The organism is Pseudomonas sp. ICMP 10191, from assembly GCF_001467335.1.
GTDB classification, from domain to species: Bacteria; Pseudomonadota; Gammaproteobacteria; order Pseudomonadales; family Pseudomonadaceae; genus Aquipseudomonas; species Aquipseudomonas cerasi.
The window spans coordinates 13,714-31,924 of the sequence record NZ_LKGW01000068.1 but is presented as its reverse complement, the minus strand read 5'-3'; the positions used below and the strand labels follow the sequence as shown (position 1 = coordinate 31,924).

Below are 18,211 nucleotides of genomic sequence, written 5' to 3'. Positions count from 1 at the left end.
TACCACCGTCAGTNGGCCGCCCTTTAGCGGCCGGTTTTCATTTGTCTGTCGCAATGCAGGTTCAGGACTGGATGCAGAGCATCGTCCCCTTGGTCAGATCACTTTGTACGTGTAGTCAGTTGCCAGCCATGGCCTGCACCCACGTCCTGACCTGTGCGTACGGATAGTCCTCCAGCACCGCAAACCCGGTGGTGGCGCGGGCTTTGAGCTTGGTGAACAGCGGCACGCTGATGCCACACAGAAAACGCGTCAGGCAGTCAGCGCTGGGCCGCTGGCCGATATAGTCCTGGTGCTTGTGGATAAACTCGCTGCACAGGTGCTGAAAGTCCCGATTCGCCAGGGGCTCCAACGCGGGTGGTTCGGGCAGGTGGGCGACTTCGCCAAGGCAGACCGAGCAATGCCCGCAGCGCTCCGGCGCATTGTGATCACCGAAGTACCGCGCCAGCCGATGGGTCAGGCACTGGTCACTGGCGAACACGTCCAGCGTGGTGTGAATGCGCGCAACTTCAGTGGCTTCGTGATGAGCGAAATAATCGTGCAATTCGATGCTCAAGGCCTGTGCATCAAAGTCGCTGCGCAACAGGCTGTAAACCTCGGTCATCTGTTTGCTTTCAAGCTCGATCCAGCCTTTTTCCTGAAAGTAATCCAGCGCCTTGACCACCCGCCCGCGCTCGGCGCCGTATTGCTGGTACATCGCCTCGAAATCGACGGTGGCCCAGGTCCTTGCGCGGTTTGAAGTGTCGATCAGGGCTTGAACGAAGTCGCGTCGCTCCCCTTCGAAACGCGCCATCAGGTCTTGCGGCTGAAGCAGAAACTTGAAGCGGTACTCGGCGAAATACGCGTAGCGCGGCGCAATGATCCCGCGCAGTTCCAGTTGCACCAGCAGGGTCTTCAACGGTAATTGACGAATATTGCTGAGGTCGGCGAGCGGTCCGAGCAGAAATTCCCACTGCCCGTCATGACGCGCCCCAAGCAAGTCTTCCAGCACACGAGCAATCCCCTCGCGCTCCGGCGTATCGCCGTACACGAAGTTCTCCAGCACGTTGAGACTGTCGCGGTTGGCCAGCACCAGACAATCCGAAGCAGCACCATCACGCCCGGCCCGACCGATTTCCTGGCTGTAGTTCTCGATGGATTTGGGCAGGTCGAAATGCACCACGTTGCGAATGTCGCTCTTGTCGATGCCCATCCCGAACGCGATGGTCGCCACGATGCAGTTCAGATGGCCGCCCATGAACTGCCTCTGGATCGACTCGCGCTGATCATTGGGCAGCCCGGCATGGTAGGCGCTGGCGGGCAGGCCATGCTGTTCCAGGTGAGCGGCGATGTGTTCGGCTGTCTTTTGCAGGGTCACGTAAACAATGGTCGGCTGCCCGCGACGCTCGTTGAGCCACTCCACCAGCAGGCGTCTTTTGTCACGGCCACTGACCGGCTTGACCCACAGGTGCAGGTTGGCGCGGTAGAAACCGGTGGTGATGACGTCCTCAGGGGCGATGGCGAATTTGTCCTGCATGTCGATGATGACTTGCGGGGTCGCCGTGGCGGTCAGCAGCAATGTCTGAGGGATGTTGAATTCGCGCTGGTAGTCCGGCAGCTTCAGGTAGTCGGGGCGGAAGTTATGCCCCCACTCCGAGATGCAGTGCGCTTCGTCGACCACCAGCAGGGAAATCGGTACTTGAGCGATGAAATTGCGGAAACGCTCGTTCTTCAGGCGCTCGACCGAGATCATCAGAATCTTCAGCTCGCCGGAGCGTGCACGCGCCATCACATCAGCGATCTCGTCGCGGCTCTGCGCCGAATCAATGCTCGCCGCCGAGATACCGTGGCGGTGCAGGAAGGCAAGCTGATCCTGAATCAGCGCCAGCAACGGCGACACCACCAGCGTCAAATGCGGCAACATCAGGGCAGGCAATTGGTAACATAGCGACTTGCCCGAACCTGTCGGAAAGATCGCCGCAGCCGAGCGTCCGGCCAGTACCGCACTGATGGCAGCCTCCTGCCCCGGCCGGAACTGTGTGTAGCCGAATACCTGTTCGAGACGCTGGTGCATTCGCGGTCCATCCATCAGTCAAAAAACGGCCTCAACCTTAACGCGCCAGGCCTGATGCACATAGCACCAAAGCGTTGCAGAAACTCTACCCACCGGCCGATATCATTGTAATATCACCACCGAACATCGCTTGATCAGGAGCAGGAATGGATTCCCTACAGCAACCCGAGGACGACGGGATCATCCGCATTCAGCGCCTCGTGCCCGGTCAGGTCGATGTGGTGCTGGGCTCGCATCCACGCCGCAAGCGCGTCGATACGCCTCGCCGCTCACGCCCTTATGGCCTGTGGCTGGCGTGCCTTATTGCTGCAGCCTGCGTCGCCGGACTGATCACCTCACATGCGAGAGGTCCCAAAGCGCTGGCAGTACCGCCTGTTGTGCAGTCCGTACCTGAACCCGAGACAGTCGAGGCCGAGACGCAATCCGTAGCCGCAGCCGATCCTGCGCCCGCGCAGATTCGAAAAACCGCAGAGCTTGTGCCGATCGCGGCCACTGTGACGCCGCCCGCCCCCGTGCAGCCCTTGGATGACTGCATGAAAAACGGCAACGTCATCGATGAGGCGGTGGCGAACTGTCGATTCGGCCAGGTTCCTCGCCCCGCTCAGGCAGAATCGGCAACAGGCATGGTGTCTGCCGACTACATGGCCGATTTCAAGGCCAATGCTTCACGCAACTCCACGCGTTCGTCCAAGCCTTACAGCGTAGCGACGGCCTCCATCCGCGAAGCGGACGGCAGAAACCGCTACCGCGCGCAGTGGCGGATTTACGGCAACACGATCGATGGCGACAGCGTCTGCGAAAACTTCGCTATTCGTTCATTCGAACGGCGCGAGTGTCGCAAGGCCGCAGCGGTCAACTTCAGAGAACAGTGCCAAGAGTGGACCAAACGCGCGGCAAGAAACCGCGACGAGGACAGTAAAAACGCCCAGCAGCGCTATTGTGAGGTGACCACGAATTTCTCACCTTGAAAACAGGGCTGCGCGCTTCTGGCACAGCAGTTTCAGCGGTGTTTTCTACTTTCCCGCTGCATGGCCGAGCATCTGAGAATCCGTAAAAACGGACACATGTATAGCCAAAGGCTTACACGCAATGAAGCGAATGGCTATTTTGCACCTACCGTCAGAGCCGTAATATTGGATCCAACAACTGGCGAACAAGGAGTCCGCCAGGATCAGGGACGATCGACCATCGCCGGGAAGGCAGCCGACAGGGAGTTGGAATGGTCTTGGTACAAACCCGCTTCGGCGGGTTTTTTATTGCCTGCGTTTTTTGCCTCCAGCAGTCAAACCACCTCAAGATTTTCCTGACGCCAGATTTCCTGGTCTTCAAAGGCCCGTCCGAAGCTGAGCCCATGAGGTATAGCGAAAGGCTTACACGCGCTGGAGGAACTTGGCTATTTCCGACCCGGCTCGCGCTCCGTAGTATTGGATCCATCAAGGGGTGAACAGGAGTTCACCCGGATCAAGGATGATCGACCATCGCCTCGGAGGCGTCCGACAGGAAGTCGGGATGGTCTTGGAAAAACCCGCTTCGGCGGGTTTTTTGTTGCCTGCAGAAAAGCTTTGCGCCGTACGCCGCCCCGCTCACAGCCAACCGCTTAACGCTTACCCTGCTCGAAGCGCTCTTGCAGCAAGTGTCGTGCAGTACCCGCATTGACGTAATCCGCAATCAACTCACCAAGCTCGTCTGGCTTGAGCTTTTTGCCGTCCCGGCTGAACCGCGCCAGCGCCAGAAGTACCCGGCGTTTTTTCCTGAACACTTTTGCATTCGGCGCAGAAAACGAACGTGAGACTCGCTCGGGTAAAGGCGCATCGTCTTGCAGATGCAGGGTCAGAAACGTGCCATAGGCCACATTCAGCTCAAAATCAGCGATGTGCTGGATCGGGACGGGGGACTTCAGGTTTGCGAAGACAAAGTGATCGGGCGTGAGCAGCAGAGCGGTCTTGTCAGCACGCAGACACATGCGCAGCGCAAATGGCAGCAGCGTCAGCATGAACGCCGCCAAGATGCCGCCCGCTATCAGCATAGAGTTGCGCTTCTCGGTCAGCCCCTGGGGAAATGACAGCGCTTCGGCTATCAGATAAATACCCAGCCCCAGCAGAGGGGCGAGGAATAGTGTTAGCAACAGCCCCCGCAGGCGAGCGCCCTCATGCAGAACGACATCACCGCTTACCGTTTTCGCGCGGGCACGCAGTTCGGTCACCACCTCAGCATCATTTGTCACGTGATGCTTGATGAAGTCCTTGGTAAGACGGGTGCGCAGTGCCTGGGGATTAACGAAGTAATGGTCCATCGCGGCGCGCGCCTGGGCCGCCACTACCGGCCGGGTGCCGCTGCGGATCGCCTCGTCGGCAGCAACCTGCAGCGCGGCGATACGTTCGCCGTTTGACGGGTGCGTATCCGAGGGATGCGGCAGCTGGACGGCCATTTCTTCGTCAGGCAGCGTGAATGTCTTGCCGGCCAGCTCGTGCAGCACGCTGTTCGGCAGATCCTTGGTAAACACCTCTCCGCGCCTTGGGTTGGTGGCCCGCGTAATATGCGTGTAGATCCGCTCCTGCAAAAGCGGGTCGATGGCCGAAATGCGCACCAGCGCCGAGGCAGCCGATGTATTGCCTGCCAGACTCGCCCCTGCGGCATCGGCGGCCAGCTCACGCACGCGACTCCAGTGATTGACCGCGTGATCGAAGCTTTCCATGAAATACACGCCCAGCATGAACGCCGGACGCAGAATGGTGCGCTGTAGCCACCCGCTGACCATCATGTTTTCAGCGATCACCCCCAGGCTGCGACCGATGCCGTCGTAGATCGGCAGAAAGCGCAGGCTGTACTCGGTGTCTTCACCAGCGAAATGCGCCAGTTCGTGACCAATCACTGCACTCGTTTCAGCGGCATCGATCAGCCCAAGGTACAGGATCGGCACATGCAGAGTTCGCCCCTTGAGCACGGCGTCGGACGGCAGAAGGGAAACATCGCTCGAGGTGACGTAGAAGCCTTCGGTCATGCCCAGCACGATGTGATCAGGTGACAGCGCGCCAAGCCGTTCGGCCAGATCGCGAACATAGGCCCAGAGCACCGGTGCCTCTTCAGGCGTGACCTGCTGCCCCAGAACCTGCATCGCGGTGGGCTCGAACATGTGCAGCATGACGCCCAACTGCTTGCCCATCCGCCAGATCGAATACAGGCACGCAGCGACCAGCATCAGCACGACGATGATCAGCTTGAGTTCGCCCGCGGACATGCGCCCCACATGCCACAGGCCCAGGGCTTCGAAACAGAGGATTGCAGACACCGCCGCGCCCATGGCAACAATGTGCCCCACCAGGACGAACGGCAGAATCCGCCTGACCCTGCTGAAGGTGTGCAGCAATCGCTCGCGGGATTGACGTGCGCGTGCGCCGGCCCAGTTGAGCCCTGCCAGCCCGATGCCGCCGACCAGAGCCGCCAGCAGGCACAGCGCGATGACGGCGCGTGCCAGCCAAATAGTGACACTGCCCAGCACCACTACGAAATCGAGGCCCTGCTCTGCCTCATGGAGACGCGACAGAGCCTCCTTGAGGGTGATGTTTTCTCCGTCCATATCCATCGTTCGCGTGAGGGCGTCGGGCGACCTGGCAAGCCTTTCGAAATAGGGACGGGCATGCGCAAGGTCGGCCTGGATCTCGGTCAGGCGCTCGGTGTTTTCGACACTGCGCTGCAACTGCCAGACACCGATGAGGTTCAGGCCCAGAGGGAGCAGGATGAGTACAGCAATGAGCTTGTAGATTTTCATGAGGCAAGGCTCATAGAGGTGCGTCGCCGCTGGCTATCCTTAGCGCACACTAAGTCCGTCAGGCAAAACGCTTTTGGCGTCTGCGTGCATGCGCCCTGCCTTTGCTCGAGTACACGCGTGAGGGCGCTGGCGGCGTTATACCCTGATTTGCAAAATGATGTAACAAAGCTACCCGCCTGACCTGTGTCGACCCACCTGGATTCGCGCGCCTCAGCGCTCGCAGTGCCATCATTCCCCATCCAGAAAAAAACGCCTGTAAGGCGAGTCCGTACATTTACCCTCTTCAGAGCTTGGAAAACCTGCAAATAAGTTCATCTTTCTAAGCTTAATTTACCCCCCTGATCGGATCCAAATACCACCCCAAAGCCCTTTGAAATCAACACTTACAGTTACATTATGGGTGAAATTCAATACAATGATGGCTCATAGTCATCATTGCTTACTGTAACGAAACCGAGAAAATATCCACCGTCTGTAGGAACTTTCCTACTAAAAATAGTGCCATAGACCACACTGCTGGCTAGACGACATCTATATGCCAGCACGAACTCCTCCCTCATTGTGGCGGTGTGTCTCGCAGTGACACACATGGCAAAACCACTTCATGAGCAGGTGTGCAGTCGAGAAATTCGCAACTTTTCCCCGTCCCCGGTCTGATCCGGGAAACGGTCGTGAAGGGTTCAAGGACGATGTACCGATGACTCAGACGTTCGATATAGAAGCATTGATAAAGCTGCGCAAGCAGACGCGCGCTATCTCCGACGCGCTCAAGGTGCAGGCGTCCGACTATCTGTCGACCCTCGCGCTGTTGATACGCCCGCAGACATTCTTCGGTGAATACCTGCAGGGTGCGCAGCGCAGCAGCGGCCGCGAGACTCAGCACCATTTCAAAGAGCTCAAGGAGCTCTATGACCGCATTGCTTCGGCAGAGCCGTTCAAGCTGGTCAATGAACTGGAAGTGCCCCTGAACCTGATCAGCACGACGCCCGAGCTGTTCCCGCTCGAATACGACATGGTGTTGTCACAAAGCGGGCAGACCATTCGCATCACCAGTCCGGTGCGTTGGGTGGTGGGCTTCAACTCGTTCGATCTGGCGCAGTTTCGCAAGGTCATCAAAGACCCGAATCGCAGCAGCGCCGAGCTGTATCGCTACGTTGTGCATTATCTGGTGCTGTTCTACTGCCTGAGCAAGTCGCCGGGCATGAGCAGGCTGTTCGAAGGGCTGCGCTTCCCGGTCAGTTTCGAGCGATTGAAAGACTTCGGCGACCTGCCGTTCTGCGTGATCAGCTCACCGGTGCGCTCAGAATTGCCGGATGAATCGGTGATTCGCAACAGCACGCAGATCGCAGGCAATACCAGTTTCGAAGAATTGGTCGGACACGAAAACATTCTGGAAATGAACGATGAAATCCGTCAGCGTCTGCTGCTGACGATTGAAGGACTCTAATCGCGCCCGGCCTGCCACAGGCCCGGTACGCAAACGACTTGCAGCGAGTTGCTCGCACAGGAGATGACGATGGCGAAGAAGGAAAGTACCCAGCACAAACTTGACCGCGTTCGCGCGCCTCGGGTCCATATCACTTACGACGTGGACATCGGCGATGCTCAGGAAAAGAAAGAGCTGCCATTCGTTGTAGGCGTTCTGGGCGATTTCTCCGGCAACCCGCTGGAGCCGCTGCCCAAGCTCAAGGATCGCAAGTTCATCTTCATCGACCGCGACAATTTCAATGGCGTCCTGAAAGGCATCAAGCCGCGCCTGGCGTATCGCGTCGACAACACCCTGGCAAAAGACGGCACCCAACTCGGTGTCGAGCTGAACTTCAATGCGCTGGAAGACTTCGAGCCGCAGAACGTCGTGCGTCAGGTCGAGCCGCTGCGCAAGCTGCTGGAAGTGCGCAACAAGCTGGCTGACCTGCGTAACAAGATGGGTGGCAACGACAAGCTTGAAGAGCTGCTGATGGACGTGTTGCAGAACACTGAAAAGCTGAAAACCCTGGGCAAGGAGTTCGGCCGTGAAGCCGCCGTTCCTGCCACCGACAGCAAAGAGTAAGGAGGAGCCTGACGATGACCGATAAGCAACCCGTGACTCAGCAGGACAGCGCTCTGGTTGAAGTTGAAAACTTCGCCCCGCAATCTTCCCTGCTCGACAGCATCATTTCCGAAAGCCGCGTTGCACGCTCCGAAACCGAGCGCACCCGTACCCGCGATCTGATCGGCGAACTGGTGGCCCAGGTACTTGAAGGCGAAATGACGCCAAGCAAGGACCTGATTGCCGTGCTCGACGCGCGCATCGCCGAGATCGATTCGATGCTCTCCGAGCAAATGAACGAAATCATGCACGCCCGTGAGTTCCAGCAACTGGAAGCGTCCTGGCGCGGCCTGAAGTATCAGGTTGACCAGACCGAGACCAGCACCACGCTGAAGATTCACCTGCTCAACGCGTCGAAAAAAGACCTCGTGCGAGACCTCAAGGCGTCGTCCGAATTCGACCAGAGCGCACTGTTCAAGAAGATCTACGAAGAAGAGTACGGCACCTTCGGTGGTGCACCGTTCGGCATGTTGCTGGGTGACTACGAGTTCAACCGCAACCCGGAAGACATGTACCTGCTGGAAGAGATCTCTCACGTGGCAGCCGCCGCCCACGCGCCGTTCATCTCGGCGGCATCGGCCGAGCTGTTCGGCTGGGACTCGTTCACCGACATGGCCGGCCCTCGCGACCTGGCGAAGATCTTCGACACGGTCGAATACGCCAAGTGGAAGTCGTTCCGCGCCTCTGAAGACTCCCGCTATGTCGGTCTGACCCTGCCGCACGTGCTGGGTCGTCTGCCGTATGGCCCGGATACCACGCCCGTCGAAGAATTCAACTTCGTCGAAAGCGTCGATGGCCGTGACCACAACAAATACCTGTGGATGAACGCTGCCTACGCGCTGGGCACCCGTGTGACCGATGCGTTCTCCCGCTACGGCTGGTGCGTGGCGATCCGTGGTGTGGAAGGCGGTGGTCTGGTCGAAGGCTTGCCGACGCACACCTTCAAGACCGATGACGGTGAAATCGCGCTCAAATGCCCGACTGAAATCGCCATCACCGACCGTCGCGAAAAGGAGCTGTCGGACCTCGGCTTCATTCCGCTGGTGCACTGCAAAGGTACCGACTACGCCGCGTTCTTCGGCACCCAGTCGACCCAGAAGCAGAAGCAGTACAACACCGACATTGCCAACGCCAACGCGCGTCTGTCGGCGCAACTGCAATACATCTTCGCGACCTCGCGTATCGCTCACTACATGAAAGCGATCATGCGCGACAAGATCGGCAGTTTTGCATCGCGCAAGGATGTCGAGCTGTTCCTCAACAAGTGGCTGTCCAGCTACGTGTTGCTGGATGACACCGCCAGCCAGGAAGCCAAGGCCAAGTTCCCGCTGCGCGAAGCGCGTGCCGAAGTGTTCGAAGTTCCTGGCAAGCCTGGCGTCTACAAGGCCGTGACTTACCTGCGTCCGCATTACCAACTGGATGAACTGACGGCATCGCTGCGTCTGGTCGCCGAATTGCCGCAATCGACTCGCGGCTGATCCAACACTTAGCCAGGGAGGCAACATGAGTAGTCAACACAAGCTGTTGCCTTCATTGCTGGATCGATTGCTCGACGATCGTCCACATCAATCCGTGGAATCGTCATCGCAACGGTTGAGCTCGCTGGCCGATTACAAGGCCAGCATCGTTCGTGACCTGGAGATTCTGGTGAACACTCGCCAGTCTCTGGTCGCTAACGAGCTGGAAGGTTTCGCCAATCTGAGCGGCACCATCCTCGACTACGGTATGCCCGACTTCACCAGTAGAAGCGTGCTCGACCCACAGGATCGTCTTTTGATCCAGCGCCAGCTGGAAAAGGCCATTTCGGTGGGCGACCGACGCTTTCGCAGCGTGAAAGTCCAGTTGCTTGCACAACAGACCGGCCAACGCATGCTGACTTTTCGTGTGGACGCAGTACTGCGTCTGCAGGACATTTCGCGTCAAGTTTCTTTTGACGCCGTGCTGCAGGTCAACACTCAGGAATACAAAGTGCAGAACCTCAACTGATGCTCGACGATCTGCTGCCCTATTACGAGAAGGAACTCTCGCACCTGCGCTTTCTGGGCCAGGAATTTGCCGCTCAATATCCGAAGATCGCTTCGCGACTGCTGATTGAGGGCGACAACTGCGAGGACCCGCATACCGAGCGCCTGATCGAGGCGTTCTCGTTCCTGTCGGCGCGCGTGCACAAGAAGCTCGATGATGAGTTTCCGGAAATCGTCGAGTCGTTCCTCGAGGTGCTGTACCCGCATTACCTGCGCCCTACCCCGTCGATGTCCATCGTCGAGTTCAACATGGGCAAGCAGGAAAAGGTCACCGAGTCCTATCGTGTGGCACGACACACCGAACTGCACGCCAACCCGGTGGATGGCATCGTGTGCAAGTTCCGGACGTGCTACCCGGTCGAGTTATGGCCGATTGCCGTGCAGAGCGCGTCGTTCATCGAAATGGAACGCTCGGCGTTCAACGGCCACAGCGCAGACCTGATTGCGCGTCTGCGCATTGGTCTGACGGCCACCTCCGACGTGTTGTTCGGCAAGATGGAGATGGACAGCCTGCGCTTCTTCCTCGATGGCGAAAGCACGCTCATGCACCAACTGTATGAGCTGCTGTTCAACAACCTGGCCAAGGCCACGCTGACCTTCGAAGACGAAGGCCGCACTCGCGAAGTGGTGCTGCCAGCCGGTGCCTTGAAATCTGTCGGTTACGGTCTGGATGAAGGGCTGGTGGATTACTCGGAGCGCTCGTTTCTGGGTTACCGGTTGCTGCACGAGTACTTCACCTTCCCGGACAAGTTCATGTTCTTCGACCTGTCGGGCTTTGCGCGCATTCTGGCGGGCAAAGAGATCGCCAAAGTGGAGATCAATTTCTACTTTTCCGACTACGACCTGACGGACCGTCTGGCGCGCCTGACGCAGAACGTCAGCCGCAACAATTTCAAGCTCAACTGCACGCCGATCATCAACCTGTTCCGCCAGCAGGCCGAGCCGATCAAGCTGACCCACGTCCAGCATGAATACGCTGTCACGCCGGATGTGCGCCTGCAAAGCTCCGCCGAAGTGGTTTCGATCGATCGCGTGCGGCGGGTGAAGAAGATCAATGGCAATGACCAGGTCGGCACCTGCCATCCGTTCTTCGAACCACGTGGCGATCAAGGCCCGGGGCAGAGTTTCTGGATCGCTCGGCGCCGCCCTACGCAGAGCCGGCAAAGCGATGGCTCGAACATGTTCATCCGGGTCGTGGATCGGGATCTGGAACTGATCGATTCCAACAACGACACGCTCAGTATCCGTCTGACGTGCAGCAATCGCGACCTGCCATTGATGCTGCCTTTTGGCGGCGAGCGCGGCGATTTCAACATTCCGTCGAACTCGGTGATCAAGGACATCCGCTGCCTGCGCAAGCCGACGGCGACGGTGCGCGTGCCGCTGGGCAACGGCGTGATCTGGCGGCTTATTTCGCACCTGTCACTCAACCACATGTCGCTGGTTTCCAAGGGACGCGAGGTGCTGCTGGAGCTGCTGTCGCTTTACAACTACCGCAACGTGTCGGCGATCCGCAAGCAGATCAACGGGATCGTTTCGGTGAGCAGCGAGCCGGTCGTGGCACGCATCGGCCATCCGCGGCCGAACTTCGTGCGCGGCGTCGGCATCACGCTGAAGTTCGATGAAAGCCAGTACACCGGCAGTGGCGTGTTCCTGTTCGGCATGGTGCTTGATCACTTCTTTGGTCAGTACTGCTCGATGAACAGCTTTACCCAATTAACCCTTCGCACCTTGCAGCGCGAAAAGAGAGTGGTCCAATGGCCCCCGCGAACAGGCGATCAACCCCTGGTCTGATCGACCAGGCAAGGGCTGAGCCGCACCGATTCGAATTTTTCCAGTTGGTGCGTTTGCTTCGCCTGCACTACAGCAGGAACGGGCGTATGGACCTGGAAACCAGGCCACACGAAGACCCTCTGCGCTTTCGTTCGCAGCTGTCGCTGAACTTCCCGGCCAGTGAAGTCAGCGACCTGCAGTTCGAACGCGAAGGCAAGCTCTCGGCGGCAGGTTTGCCGCTGTCCGAAGTGCAGGTCACGTTCATGGGCCTGGTCGGTCCTTCGGGCGTGCTGCCGCGCCCGTACACAGAGCTATTGATCGACCGACATATTCAGTATCGAGACGACGCTGCACATGCGTTTCTGGATATTTTTTCGCATCGCATGACCACGCTGTTTTACGAGGCGTGGCAGAAGTACAAGTTTTACATCGAGTACGAGCGCAACGGCACCTCGAACTTCGACCGTTATCTGCTCAACCTGGTGGGGTTCGGTCCAGAAGGCCTGAAGCAGAAGTTCGACAAGGGCGAGTCTCCGCTGCGCCGCGAACTGTTCAGCTACTTCTCGGGGATGTTCGCGCAGAAGCCGCGCAACGCCCTGAACCTTGAGGTCATGCTGAGTTTTTACTTCTCGCTGCCGTTCAAGATCCAGCAATTCGCCGGACGCTGGCTGAAGCTCGACAGCAGCCAGTGCACGCAGTTGGGCCGCAAGAATGCAGTGCTGGGGCAAAGCGCTGTGGCCGGCAATCGCGTCTGGGATTACCAGTCGTGTGTACGTATCGAAATGGGTCCTCTGGAACTGGCCGATTACCAGCGTTTTCAGCCGGGCACCGAGGATTACCAGAAGCTTGTTGAACTGGTGCGTTTTTACATCGGTGCCGAACTGGACTTCCAGATTGCGCCGAAGCTCAAGCGCGAAGCTGTACCCGTGGCCCGTCTGGGTCGCCAAGGCAATGTATCGCTGGGCTGGCTTGGCTGGCTCAAACGCCCCGGTGTCGACGTGGAGCCTTCCCGTTGCGCCGTTTTCCATATTCCTTTTGATGGGGTCTCCCTGTGAACCTGAAGTCCCTGTTCGCCAAGCTGAACGAAACGAGCCGCACTGCCACTGAAAGCGCTGCTGCGCTGTGCCTGTCGGAGAACCATTACGACGTTGAAGTCGAGCACTTGCTGCTGCAATTGCTCGATAACAACGACAACGATCTGCCAGTGATCCTGCGCCACTACGATGTGGTGCCTGATCGCCTGCAGGCACAGTTGGTCACTGCGCTGGGGACGTTCAAGAAAGGCAACACGCGGACGCCTGCACTCTCGCCGCACATCACGCGCATGATCGAGCAGGCCTGGGTGCTGGCATCGATCGAGTTCGGTCAGTCACAGATCCGTACCGGCCATCTTGTGCAGGCCTTGCTGGATGACGATGCACTGCGTCGCGTGGTCATCGGCTCGGCGCCGGAGCTGGAGAAGATCAACGCTGACGACCTGCGCCTGAACATGAGCGCACTGGTCGAGGGCAGCCCCGAGACCAAGCTGAGCAAGCCACTGGCGAACGCCGACGCCAGCACGGGCGCCACCACCAAAGGCAACGGCAAGACGCCAGCCCTGGACCAGTACACCGTCAACCTGACCCAGAGCGCTCGCGATGGCCGGATTGACCCGGTGCTGGGACGCGAATTCGAAGTGCGGCAGATGGTCGACATCCTGACCCGCCGCCGCCAGAACAACCCGATCCTGACCGGTGAAGCCGGCGTCGGTAAAACAGCCGTGGTGGAAGGCCTGGCGCTGCGCATCGTGCAGGGCGACGTGCCGTCGGTGCTCAAGGGCGTCGCCATTCACACGCTGGATCTGGGCCTGTTGCAGGCCGGTGCCGGGGTCAAGGGCGAGTTCGAGAACCGCCTCAAGTCGGTCATCGAAGAAACCAAACGCAGCCTGCACCCGATCATTCTGTTTATCGATGAAGCCCACACGCTGATCGGTTCGGGCGGGCAAGCCGGGCAGAACGATGCCGCCAACCTGCTCAAGCCTGCCTTGGCGCGTGGCGAGCTGCGCACCATCGCCGCCACCACCTGGGCCGAGTACAAAAAGTATTTCGAGAAAGATGCCGCACTGGCTCGACGCTTCCAGGTCGTGAAAGTCGAAGAGCCTGACGAAGACAAGGCCATCCACATGCTTCGCGGGCTGCTGGCGAAGATGCAGGAGCACCACAAGGTCACCGTGATGGACGAAGCGCTGGTGCAGGCCGTACGCCTGTCCAACCGCTACATCACCGGCCGCCAACTGCCGGACAAAGCCGTCAGCGTGCTCGACACCGCTTGCGCACGCGTTGCCCTGGGCCAATCGGCACAGCCGGGAGCGCTGGAAGACTGCAAGCGTCACATCGACAACCTGAACGCGGAAATCGCCGTACTGGAGCAGGAAACCGCCAAGGGCAGCGACCACGCTCGCCGTCTGACGGCCCTGCACGAAGAGCTGAAAGCCGAACAGGAAACCCGCGAGTCGCTGGAGCAACAGTGGAAGCGCGAGCTGGAACTGGTCGAAAAACTTGGCGCACTCAGCGTTCCGGAAAGCGGCGAGCCTGATGCCGGGCAGATTGCCGCCGTACGCGCCGAACTGGCCAGCGTGCAAGGTGAGCAACCGCTGGTCCATGCACTGGTCGATGGCGGCACGATTGGCGAAGTGATTTCCGGCTGGACCGGCATTCCGCTGGGCAAGATGCTGCGCGACGAAATCGACACCGTGCAAAGCCTGCCCGCGCTGCTGGGCGAACGCGTGCTGGGTCAAGACCATGCACTCGAAGAGATCGGTAAGCGCATCAAGATTTCCCGTGCCCGCATGGAAGACCCGAACAAGCCGATCGGTGTGTTCCTGCTGTTGGGCCCGAGCGGTGTCGGCAAGACCGAAACGGCACTGGCCCTGGCTGACACGCTGTATGGCGGCGAACGTAACGTCATTACCATCAACATGTCCGAATACCAGGAAGCACACACCGTCTCCAGCCTGAAAGGCTCACCGCCTGGCTACGTCGGTTATGGCGAAGGTGGCGTGCTCACTGAAGCCGTGCGCCGCAAGCCTTACAGCGTGGTACTGCTCGACGAGGTGGAGAAAGCCCACCCGGATGTGCTCGAGCTGTTTTTCCAGGTCTTCGACAAAGGCGTGCTGGACGATGGCGAAGGTCGCGAGATCAACTTCCGCAATACCGTGATCATCCTCACCTCCAACACCGGTACTGACCGCATCATGCAGTGGTGCCTGAACACCGAGCAGAAGCCGACCCCCGATGACATCGTGGAAGGCCTGCGCGACGAGTTGAATCAGGTATTCAAACCGGCCTTCCTGGGGCGCCTGACCATCGTGCCGTATTACCCGGTGCAGGACGCGATTCTGGAACGCATCGTCGGCCTGAAGCTGGAGCGCATCCGCAAGCGTTTCGAGCGCAATCATCAGGCGGTGCTGCGTTACGACGAAGCGCTGATCAAGGCTATCGCGTCGCGCTGCACGGAAGTCGACAGTGGCGCACGCAATATCGACAACATCCTGTCCAAGACCCTCATGCCGGAGCTCGCTCAGCGGGTGCTGGAGCGGATGGCGCAGGACAAGCCGATTCAGAGCCTGACCATCGACCTGGGCAGCGATGGCGACTTCGCTTACACCCTGACCTGATCGATCACCCCATAGGTAAGACGTGATGAATAAAAGACTTCAAGGCAATTGTTCCTCGAAGCCAGCCTTGGCAAGGTGCCTGGCTGTTCTGGCAATGATGATGGCTCTGTCCGCCTGCGGCGTGACAGACCGCGTCGCCAAGCGCATGGATGACACCTGGGCTGGCGACATGATGTTCGGTGACAACGAAAAGGTCATCCTGACCACTGACGGCGGCAACCAGCTCAACCCTGACGAGTACGGTAAACCGCTGTCGGTGGTGGTGCGCGTTTATCAGCTGTCCTCTCTGGAGCGCTTCGAGTCGATCAACGCCGACACCCTCTGGGATGATCCGCAAAAGGCTCTGGGCAACACCCTGGTCGAAAGCCGGGAGCTGATTCTGTTGCCTGGCATGGGCCAGACCGATCAGTGGCCGCTGAACCCGAATGCCTCGTATGTGGGCATCGCGGCGTTCTTCCGCACCGACGTCGACAGCCGCTGGAAGGTCGCGTTCGACGCCAACACGCTGCGCAAGGACGGTATCTGGTTCTCGTCCGACGGCGTGCGTGTGCTGGTGGATAACAACTACATCCTCGCGGTGCGTGGTGTGGACGTGCTGAACAAACTCAAGACTGAAGAGCAGTTCAACAAATCCAATTCGATTCCCGAACAACCCGCCAGTAAAAGTATGACCGAGCGCGCGCAGGACGCAGCTGTCCAGCAGGTTCAGGACTCGGCCGGCAGTGCTGCCAAAAAGGCAGCAGACTCACAATTCAATTCTCTGTTGGAAGGCGCCAAATGAGTAAACAAAGCCGCGTGATGTGGTCGGAAGGCATGTTCCTTTTGCCGCAACATTTCCAATATCAGGATGAGTTTCATCAACATCAGCTTGCTGAGTCGACGCTGCGCTCCACGCCCTTTCACTGGGGCGTGCAAACGCTGGAAGTCGACGTCGAGGCGCTGGCGACAGGCTCCCTGCAACTGAAGCGTCTGAAGCTGGTGTTCCCGGACGGCAGCCTTTACGACGCACCGCAGCACGACCCGCTGCCCGCCGCCCGCGACCTGAAAAACCTGATCAAAGGCGGAGAAATCAAGGTCTACGCGGCGCTCAAACTGCCTGAGCCCTTTGGCCTGAATTACGTTGAAGACGGCCAGGAACAGAAGAGCGCGCGACGTTTTCGCAAACAGTTCGACACCCTGCCGGACCTCAACGAAGGCGATCTGGAAAACGAAATCACCAGCCTGCGCCTGAACGTGGTGATGCTGGTCGATGGCGACAGTCTGGATGGCTACAGCTACTGCCCGATTGCCCGACTGGCACGCAACAGCATCGGCGGCTTCAACCTGGATGCGCATTTTGTGCACCCGACGCTGCACGTGGGCACCCACGAGACGCTGGTCGGTCTCGGCAGACGTTTGATCAGCGTGCTGCAAGCCAAGAGCAAGGCGCTTTCAGGCCGCCGCCGCGAGCGGGCTGACCAGATCGCCGAGTTCGGCTCCAGCGACGTCACCTTGTTCTGGCTGCTGAATACGGTCAACCGCGCCTACCCGCAACTGGCTCACCTGCTGGCGCATCCACGCCTGCACCCGGAGCGTCTGTATTTGTTTCTGGCGGAACTGGCGGGTGGTTTGCTGACCTTCTCGCTGGACACTCAGCTCACCGACATCCCCGATTACGATCATCAGGACCCGGCGGCCTCGTTGGTCAAGCTCGACGAACTGGTTCGTCTGCTGCTTGAAAACGTGATTCCGAACCAGTGCATCGTCATCAACCTGAGTCAGGTCCGGCCTTCGTACTGGCAGGGCCAGTTGCTGGACCCCCGCCTTACCGAAGCCGACTTTTACATCTCGGTGCATGCCGACATGCCTGGCTCCAGCCTGCTGGAACTGGTGCCACGTGCGTTCAAGGTCGGTTCGCCGGAAGACATCGAAGTGGTGGTCAACAGCGCCATGCCGGGCGTCACGCTGAACCACTCGACGCGTCTGCCAAACGCCATTCCGGTGCGCCTGGACAACCATTACTTCTCCATCGAGCCGCATGGCCGCGTGTATGAACGCATGATGGAAGCCCAGGCCATTTCCTTCTACGCGCCCAGCGCGTTTACCAATCTCAAGCTCGAACTGTTGGCGGTGCTTAAATGACTGAAGCCGTGATGCAAGGTGCCGCTACGGCCGCAACCGAAAAACCTACGCTCAAAGACCTGGTACGTGACTTCATCACCATGGCGCTGATTGTCCGTCGCGGCCGCCAGGCGATCTCGGTCACTGCCTTCGAATCCAGTGTCGATACCTTTTTCGCCAACCTGGAGCGTCAGGCGCGCAGCGCCAATTACAGCGTCGAACAGGTCAAGGACGCCCAGTACGCACTGTGCGCATTCCTCGATGAGAGCGTGCTGCGTTCGGGTGACAACGACATGCGTCGCCACTTCGAAATGGAGCCGTTGCAGTTCCGTTATTTCGGGGTTCACCTGGCGGGCGAAGGCTTCTTCGAGAAAATCGAACTGCTGCGCGCCGACGTGAAAAAGAACCTGGATGTGCTTGAGGTGTATCACCTGTGCCTGGCACTGGGTTTCGAGGGCAAATTCGGGCTGGGTCAGAAAGACCAGTTGCGCTACCTGGCCAACACGCTGGGCCAGGACATCGCACGCTACCGCAAGACGCCAAAGGCGCTGTCGCCTGACTGGGCACTGCCTGACCAGGTGTCGCAAATGCTTCGCCATGAAGTTCCGGTATGGCTTTACCTGGTGCTCATCGCCCTCGTATGCCTGGGTGTCTATCTGACGCTTGACTGGTTGCTGGGCAAAGACGTGGCCGCGTTGGCCGAACAAATCAGCCAACTGTTCAATGCTTGAGTCCCGATCAGGTAACCGAG

13 protein-coding genes are annotated in these 18,211 nt (G+C 59.0%); 11 read left to right on the top strand and 2 right to left on the bottom strand.

The annotated features are described in order from the left end of the window. Positions 1 to 115: 115 nt before the first annotated feature. Positions 116 to 2,050, bottom strand: a complete 1,935-nt coding sequence (locus AO388_RS06685) for a RecQ family ATP-dependent DNA helicase (RefSeq protein ID WP_054081367.1) — start codon at positions 2,048 to 2,050, stop codon at positions 116 to 118. Positions 2,051 to 2,196: 146 nt separating this feature from the next. Here AO388_RS06685 and AO388_RS06680 point away from each other — a divergent pair, with 146 nt between their 5' ends. Further along, the gene (locus AO388_RS06680; RefSeq protein ID WP_058416214.1) at positions 2,197 to 3,018 is read left to right on the top strand and encodes a hypothetical protein; all 822 of its coding nucleotides are present in this window, start codon (positions 2,197 to 2,199) and stop codon (positions 3,016 to 3,018) included. Positions 3,019 to 3,647: 629 nt separating this feature from the next. On the opposite strand, the gene AO388_RS06670 is transcribed toward AO388_RS06680, so the two are convergent. Then, positions 3,648 to 5,819, bottom strand: a complete 2,172-nt coding sequence (locus AO388_RS06670; protein WP_058416212.1) for a M48 family metallopeptidase — start codon at positions 5,817 to 5,819, stop codon at positions 3,648 to 3,650. A gap of 697 nt (positions 5,820 to 6,516) precedes the next feature. Here AO388_RS06670 and AO388_RS06665 point away from each other — a divergent pair. The 10 genes from AO388_RS06665 (at position 6,517) to icmH (ending at position 18,191) form a co-directional block, all read left to right on the top strand. Next, positions 6,517 to 7,266, top strand: a complete 750-nt coding sequence (locus tag AO388_RS06665; protein WP_002551426.1) for a hypothetical protein — start codon at positions 6,517 to 6,519, stop codon at positions 7,264 to 7,266. A 69-nt stretch (positions 7,267 to 7,335) separates the two neighbouring features. Continuing rightward, positions 7,336 to 7,869 carry a type VI secretion system contractile sheath small subunit gene (tssB, locus tag AO388_RS06660; protein ID WP_003318241.1) on the top strand — a complete coding sequence of 178 codons (534 nt, stop codon included), beginning with the start codon at positions 7,336 to 7,338 and terminating at the stop codon, positions 7,867 to 7,869. A 14-nt stretch (positions 7,870 to 7,883) separates the two neighbouring features. Next, a complete protein-coding gene (gene tssC / locus AO388_RS06655) occupies positions 7,884 to 9,386 on the top strand; it encodes a type VI secretion system contractile sheath large subunit (protein WP_003434824.1) in 1,503 nt (500 codons plus the stop codon). A gap of 25 nt (positions 9,387 to 9,411) precedes the next feature. Further along, positions 9,412 to 9,894, top strand: a complete 483-nt coding sequence (tssE, locus tag AO388_RS06650) for a type VI secretion system baseplate subunit TssE (protein ID WP_003420335.1) — start codon at positions 9,412 to 9,414, stop codon at positions 9,892 to 9,894. Further along, the gene (gene tssF / locus AO388_RS06645) at positions 9,894 to 11,726 is read left to right on the top strand and encodes a type VI secretion system baseplate subunit TssF (protein ID WP_003434826.1); all 1,833 of its coding nucleotides are present in this window, start codon (positions 9,894 to 9,896) and stop codon (positions 11,724 to 11,726) included. Before tssE ends, tssF begins: the two co-directional genes overlap by 1 nt. After that, positions 11,690 to 12,760: a type VI secretion system baseplate subunit TssG gene (tssG, locus tag AO388_RS06640; protein ID WP_024640475.1), complete on the top strand. Its 1,071-nt coding sequence runs from the start codon at positions 11,690 to 11,692 to the stop codon at positions 12,758 to 12,760. The genes tssF and tssG overlap by 37 nt, the downstream gene beginning before the upstream one ends. After that, the gene (gene tssH / locus AO388_RS06635; RefSeq protein ID WP_003434829.1) at positions 12,757 to 15,360 is read left to right on the top strand and encodes a type VI secretion system ATPase TssH; all 2,604 of its coding nucleotides are present in this window, start codon (positions 12,757 to 12,759) and stop codon (positions 15,358 to 15,360) included. Before tssG ends, tssH begins: the two co-directional genes overlap by 4 nt. A gap of 25 nt (positions 15,361 to 15,385) precedes the next feature. After that, positions 15,386 to 16,141: a type VI secretion system lipoprotein TssJ gene (gene tssJ, locus AO388_RS06630; RefSeq protein WP_004415260.1), complete on the top strand. Its 756-nt coding sequence runs from the start codon at positions 15,386 to 15,388 to the stop codon at positions 16,139 to 16,141. Further along, complete coding sequence (gene tssK / locus AO388_RS06625; protein WP_003434831.1) at positions 16,138 to 17,481, top strand: type VI secretion system baseplate subunit TssK; 1,344 nt, start codon at positions 16,138 to 16,140, stop codon at positions 17,479 to 17,481. Before tssJ ends, tssK begins: the two co-directional genes overlap by 4 nt. Then, on the top strand, positions 17,478 to 18,191 hold the full coding sequence (icmH, locus tag AO388_RS06620; protein ID WP_003318805.1) for a type IVB secretion system protein IcmH/DotU: 714 nt from the start codon (positions 17,478 to 17,480) through the stop codon (positions 18,189 to 18,191). The genes tssK and icmH overlap by 4 nt, the downstream gene beginning before the upstream one ends. The last annotated feature ends 20 nt before the right edge of the window (positions 18,192 to 18,211 follow it).